Raw genomic sequence first — 5556 nt, 5'->3', positions numbered from 1 at the left:
GTATTGGTTTCACCCCTGATGCTGGAAACCAGTCAGCATGAACTGGCGGATCGGGTGCTTGTGGTGGATGTTCCAGAGAAGGCTCAAATAGAAAGAACTATGGCCCGGGATAATATGACGGAAGAACAGACCCGACAGATCCTCAACAGTCAAATCCAGCGGAAACAGAGAGTGGCCAAAGCCGATGATGTTGTGGATAACAGCGGCTCTTTAAAACAGCTGCACCATTTACTGGAAGAACTGCATCAATTTTACCTGAGCCTCATTTGAGACTCAGGGCATCTGATAAAGCTTAGGGAAGTGACATGGTGGAAAGTACCAATCCTCCGTCATTTCCGCTACACACCGTTATTTCCGCTACACACCGTTATTTCCGCTACACACCGTCATCCCCGCGAAGGCGGGGATCCACTGCTCGAGATGGATTCCCGCCTTCGAGGCTGTCGCAAAACCCTCGTTCCCATGCTCTGCGTGGGAACGAGATGTCCGGAGGGTTTTGCAACAGCCTCCTTCGCGGGAAAGACGGAGGGGTGGTAGAAATCGGCATTTTCAACCTTTTTCGACAGGCTCGCAGACGGAATGACGATGGTATATTCTTAATTGCAGCTTTCCTAAGGCACGCATTTCTGTCAATGGCATTCAAGGCTTTCCAGAAATTGCTGCGGTATCAAAAAACAGGGTTGGGGGTCATTGGTATTTGCCCTGCAGGTAATCGGTGTAACTGTCCAGCTCTAACGGTTCTTCTTCGCTTATGATGCCTGCGAGTTCAGCAACTGTTCCATTCAGTGCTGTTTTTTTCTGGCTGGAGGCACCAGGTAAGCTTTTTAAATAGTTTTCCACTAGTGTTGATAAGCTTTGCTGGTTATTGGCCGCATATTCTTTTGCCTCTCGAACCACTTCGGGGTCAATGGTCAGTGTCAATTTACTCATCTTACCTCCGGTACGTGTTATTACTAAAAAATAATCCGTGTTCCGAATGGAGGCAAGAATAGATCTCTTTTATGTGTTAAAAAATTGCCTATTACCCATTACCCAAGTTTTACCAGCATCTTGCCCGTATTCTTGCCGGTAAAGAGTCCGATAAAGGCTTCCGGGGCTGATTCAATACCCTGATAGACTGTTTCTTTGTAGCTGATCGTTCCCTCCTGGATCCATTGCCCCATTTGCTGGACAAACGTCGGATAGTTATCCCAGTGTTCAAAGACGATAAAACCCTGAAGTTTTAATTTTTTGACAATAATCTGCCCAAGGTTAGTTGGTCCGGGAACTGGTTCGGTGGCATTGTATTGATCGATCATGCCGCAGACGGCAATACGCCCGTGATCGTTCATTACATTCAGAGCCGCTTCCAGATGAGCGCCACCCACATTTTCAAAGTAAACATCAATGCCATTTGGACAGGCCTTTGCCAGATCTGCGGTTAAATCCTGACTCTCTTTGTAGTTAATCACGGCATCAACGCCCAGTTCATGCTTCAGGTATTCGGCTTTGACATCGGAACCAACACTGCCGACCACATAACAGCCTTTCAGTTTGGCGATCTGACAGACAATCGAGCCCACCGCGCCAGAGGCCGCCGAAACAAAAACATTGTCGCCTTTTTTCAGCTCGCCGATAGTCAGCAGGCCGGTGTAGGCGGTCATGCCCGGCATCCCAAGAACCCCGAGAAAGGCCTGCTCAGGAATGGGGGACGCCGGAAGTGGTTGCAGGTCTTTGCCATCACTGATGAAATATTCCCGCCAGCCACTCATGTGAGCGACTTTGCTACCCACAGAAAAGGCCGGGTTATTGGACTCAATAACTTCACCAATAGCACCGCCATCCAGAACTTTTCCCAGAGCAAATGGTGCGATATAACTTTCCCGGTCGATCATCCGGCCGCGCATATAAGGGTCTACCGACATCCAGTTATTTTTTACCAGTACCTCACCTTCACCAATCTCGTTTACCGGAACGGTTACCAGCTCAAAGTTCTCTGGCAGGGGCATACCTTCCGGACGGTTGAGTAAATGGATTTCCTGATTTTTTTCAATGTGCATAACGGTGTAGCCCCATGTGTAGATTGATGTGTAGATTGATGTGTAGATTGATGAGTAGACACGCTGATTCAGGCGTCAGGGAGACAGCCTTCCATGTACGTGTATACGGGTTACATCGTAGGAGCATTTACTCCCTTTTGCGATAATCTCAGCGTACTATCTTTGTAGAGCACTTGCCCTGTGGCAGTAATCGTTATTCTATTATCTGGCATGAACGGCATATAAAAGACGCCGGACATGTCTGGTTTCGGCGGCTAATGTATGAAGAGTTGACCAGGACACTTGCTGACTTACAACGGGAGCCGCTACCCGGGACGGTTGATAAAGTCGAGGATTCCGTAAATAGTCCATTATGATTCTGTTGAACAATGAGTGATGATTGTTTAATCACCGTCTGTGAAAGACGGTAAACATTGCCGCCATGCCAGGAGGGAAAATGAAAACCATTGGGTTGTTTTGTGGCGCCAGCAAAGGTCTTAAGCCTGATTACAGAAAGGCTGCAGAAGCGCTGGTTGATGCGCTGGTGGAGCAGGGCATTGCTATTGTCTATGGTGGCGGGAATGTCGGTTTAATGGGTATCGTCGCTGACCGGGCACTGGCCCTGGGTGGTTGGGTGACGGGGGTGATACCCCGGGTTCTGATCCAGCAGGAACAGGCTCATCAGGGGCTTTCCGAGCTGATCCTCGTGGACGATATGCATGAGCGCAAAAAGACCATGAGTGAACTGGCTGACGGGTTTATCACCCTTTCCGGTGGCTCAGGAAGTATGGATGAACTGTTTCAGGAAATCACGTTGAGGCAGGTGGGTCACCACAACAAGATAAGCTCGATTTTGAATACCGCCGGTTACTATGACCACCTGCTGTCCTGGCTGGAACATTCGGTTCAGGAAGGTTTCTTTAACCAGCACCTGTTTGATTCGCTGATCGTTGATGATTCACCCGCTAACATTGTTCGCAGACTGAAAGGAGTAAGTGGATGAAGCCCCTGTTGGTTTACCTCCATGGCTTGAATAGCTCTTCCCAGTCCGGGAAGGCCATTCAAACGACAGAGTATGTTCAACAGCATAAGCTGGATATTGAATTATGGGTGCCGGATCTGCCGGTCTTTCCATCCGACATTATTCAGTGTCTGCAGAGCCATATCAAAAAATCGATTAATCAGCGGGATATCTACATTATCGGGAGCTCCCTGGGGGGCTTTCTCGGTATCTGGTTACTGGATTGGCTGTTGAACAATGGGCATCGGCAAAAGGTCAGGCTGGCCCTGATCAATCCGGCCGTGATTCCCCATGAACGGTTTGAAGCATATCTTGGCCCCCAGAAAAATTATCACACGGGAGCAGACTGGGTAATGACCGAAGAGTACGTTGACCAACTGCGGCTTCTGGAAGTAGAGCCACTGCTTTCACCAGAAAATATTCTGTTGCTGGTACAGACCGCTGATGAAACGCTGGACTACCGACTGGCGGTGGAAAAGTACAAAGAATGCAGGGCGATCGTTCAGGAAGGGGGAAGTCACGCCTTTGATGATTTTGAGAAAATTCTGCCAGAAGTCTTTGATTTTCTGACATTCGTTTGAACAAATCCCCGTGCATTCGTTACACTCTCTATTTTTAAGCGTTGCCTCATTAAACGATTTGTCAGCAGGGACACATGGTAAACAACGACTACAATGCCGAGGCAATTGAGGTTCTCAGTGGCCTTGACCCGGTACGCAAACGCCCTGGTATGTATACCGACACCACCCGGCCAAACCATCTTGCCCAGGAAATCATCGACAACAGTGTCGATGAAGCTCTGGCCGGTTTTGCCTCCCGTATTCGCGTTACCCTGTACAAGGACCAGTCCCTGGAAGTGGTGGATGATGGCCGGGGTATGCCAACGGATATTCATCCACAGCATGGCATCTCCGGTATCGAGTTGATTCTGACCCGACTGCACGCCGGGGGTAAATTCTCCAACAAGAATTACCAGTTCTCCGGTGGTCTGCACGGGGTTGGGATTTCGGTGGTGAATGCCCTGTCCAGCCGTTTGGAAGTCTCGGTGCGACGTAATGGCATCGTTTCGGCCATCAGCTTTAAAAATGGCTATAAAGATGAAGACCTCCATGAAACCGGCACTTGCGGACGACGCAATACCGGCACCGCCGTTCGTTTCTGGCCCGACACCAGTTATTTTGACTCGCCACGGTTCTCCGTTCCCCGGTTGATGCATGTCCTCAGGGCCAAGGCGGTGCTTTGTCCTGGTCTTAAGGTCGAGTTTGATGATCAAATTTCTGGTGATATCACCGAGTGGTATTACGAAGATGGCTTAACGGATTACCTGAAGAGCGCGACCCGGGGCTTTGAAGTACTGCCCGCCGAACCGTTCACCGGTTCGCTCAAAGGTGCAAGCGAAGCCGTAGACTGGGCGGTACAGTGGTTGCCGGAAGGCGGTGACCTGCTCACCGAAAGCTACGTCAACCTGATTCCAACCGCACTGGGTGGAACCCATGTGAACGGGTTGAGAACCGGTTTGCTGGAAGCCATTCGGGAATTTTGTGAATTCCGTCACCTGATGCCCCGTGGGGTTAAGCTGGGGCCGGATGATCTCTGGGAAAACTGTGCGTACGTGCTTTCAGCCAAACTGGCAGATCCGCAATTCTCCGGGCAAACCAAAGAGCGCCTGTCTTCCCGTGAATGCGCTGGCTTTATCTCTGGCGTGGCCAAAGATGCCTTTAGCCTCTGGCTGAACCAGCACACCGCGCAGGGCGAATTACTGGCTGACCTGTGCATTAATAACGCCCAGAAGCGGATGCGTAAATCCAAAAAGGTCGCCCGTAAAAAAATCACCCAGGGGCCGGCGCTGCCTGGCAAACTGGCTGACTGCTCCAGCCAGGACCTGAGCATGACCGAGCTATTCCTGGTGGAAGGAGACTCGGCGGGTGGTTCTGCCAAACAGGCGCGGGATCGTGAATACCAGGCCATCATGCCGCTGCGGGGTAAAATCCTGAACAGCTGGGAAGTGGACTCTTCTGAAGTGCTGGCCTCTCAGGAAATACACGACATTTCTGTGGCATTAGGGGTTGACCCGGCTTCCGATGATCTCAGTGGCCTGCGCTACGGCAAACTCTGTATTCTGGCCGATGCAGACTCTGATGGATTGCATATTGCCACGCTGCTCTGTGCCCTGTTTGTGAAACACTTCCGCCCGCTGGTGGAACGGGGCCACATTTATGTAGCCATGCCGCCGCTGTATCGCATTGATGTGGCAAAGGAAGTGTTTTATGCCCTGGATGAGGCCGAAAAAGAAGGCGTCCTTGAGCGTATTCGTGCGGAGAAAAAGAAAGGCAAGGTCAACGTTCAGCGATTCAAGGGACTGGGTGAAATGAACCCTCTTCAGCTCCGGGAAACCACCATGTCTGCCGACACTCGTCGTCTGGTTCAGCTAACGCTGGAGGATGGGGAAGAAACAGATCAGCGGCTGGATATGCTGCTGGCGAAGAAGCGTAGTGGTGATCGAAAGTCGTGGTTGGA

Annotated in this window: 6 protein-coding genes; 4 read left to right on the top strand and 2 right to left on the bottom strand. The window is 50.7% G+C overall.

Features of this window, described 5'->3' with window-relative positions; all coding sequences use genetic code 11:
• Positions 1 to 270, top strand: a 270-nt coding sequence (locus tag RM811_RS03215) for a dephospho-CoA kinase (RefSeq protein WP_402520700.1), incomplete at its 5' end; no start/stop codon positions are given.
• A 417-nt stretch (positions 271 to 687) separates the two neighbouring features.
• On the opposite strand, the gene RM811_RS03210 is transcribed toward RM811_RS03215, so the two are convergent.
• Together RM811_RS03210 and RM811_RS03205 are read right to left on the bottom strand one after the other, a co-directional pair.
• Positions 688 to 930, bottom strand: coding sequence for a DUF6364 family protein (locus RM811_RS03210; RefSeq protein ID WP_402520698.1), 243 nt, complete (start codon positions 928 to 930; stop codon positions 688 to 690).
• Between the two features lie 98 nt (positions 931 to 1028).
• Positions 1029 to 2039 (bottom strand): NADP-dependent oxidoreductase, encoded by a 1011-nt coding sequence (locus tag RM811_RS03205; RefSeq protein WP_402520696.1) that lies wholly within the window; start codon positions 2037 to 2039, stop codon positions 1029 to 1031.
• 436 nt (positions 2040 to 2475) lie between these two features.
• Between RM811_RS03205 and RM811_RS03200 the strand changes: the two genes are divergently transcribed.
• The 3 genes from RM811_RS03200 to parE all read left to right on the top strand — a co-directional run.
• On the top strand, positions 2476 to 3021 hold the full coding sequence (locus RM811_RS03200; protein ID WP_402520694.1) for a TIGR00730 family Rossman fold protein: 546 nt from the start codon (positions 2476 to 2478) through the stop codon (positions 3019 to 3021).
• Positions 3018 to 3620, top strand: coding sequence for a YqiA/YcfP family alpha/beta fold hydrolase (locus tag RM811_RS03195; protein WP_402520692.1), 603 nt, complete (start codon positions 3018 to 3020; stop codon positions 3618 to 3620). Before RM811_RS03200 ends, RM811_RS03195 begins: the two co-directional genes overlap by 4 nt.
• A 74-nt stretch (positions 3621 to 3694) precedes the next feature.
• On the top strand, positions 3695 to 5556 hold a 1862-nt coding region (parE, locus tag RM811_RS03190), incomplete at its 3' end, for a DNA topoisomerase IV subunit B (protein ID WP_402520690.1).

The organism is Endozoicomonas sp. (genome assembly GCF_031844845.1).
In the GTDB taxonomy this organism is placed as follows: Bacteria; Pseudomonadota; Gammaproteobacteria; order Pseudomonadales; family Endozoicomonadaceae; genus Endozoicomonas.
Note: the sequence above shows the minus strand (reverse complement) of the source record. Positions and strands in the feature narration are given on the sequence as shown.